This is a genomic window from Tritonibacter sp. SIMBA_163 (assembly GCF_046535935.1).
GTDB classification, from domain to species: domain Bacteria; phylum Pseudomonadota; class Alphaproteobacteria; order Rhodobacterales; family Rhodobacteraceae; genus Epibacterium; species Epibacterium scottomollicae.
The window spans coordinates 1-396 of sequence record NZ_JAWJBP010000153.1 but is presented as its reverse complement, the minus strand read 5'-3'; the positions used below and the strand labels follow the sequence as shown (position 1 = coordinate 396).

Below are 396 nucleotides of genomic sequence, written 5' to 3'. Positions count from 1 at the left end.
TAACATTCAAAAAAGCATGATGACAACAGCCGTTAAAACAATGAGTAAAAGCGAAGTCGAACAAAAGGCCATTATGAGTAAATTACAAACCGAATCTAAAAGTATCACGGCGAGACAAGCAGCGGACACCATTAAAAACAGCATCAAAGCAAAGGAAGGCGCAGTGAAAGAGGCTGATGATAAATATAATAAAACGGTTGCTGCCGTTGTCCGTGAACGTGATGAAACGGGGTCAATTAGTAAGAAACAGGCCGACAAGCTCATAAAAGAGGCGAAAAGGCAGCGTGACGATTCTGTTTCCGCAGCAAAGGACATGCATAAAAAAGTTGTCAAAGAAGCGAGAAAACAAGCAGGGGATCACGCTGATGAAATCAATACCGAAACCGGAGAAGTGAA

At 42.2% G+C, this 396-nt stretch carries 1 protein-coding gene; it reads left to right on the top strand.

What is annotated here, in order from left to right:
* Nucleotides 1–16: 16 nt before the first annotated feature.
* Nucleotides 17–396 (top strand): hypothetical protein (locus R0J92_RS21865; protein WP_411053189.1); only part of this gene is annotated, 380 nt, incomplete at its 3' end.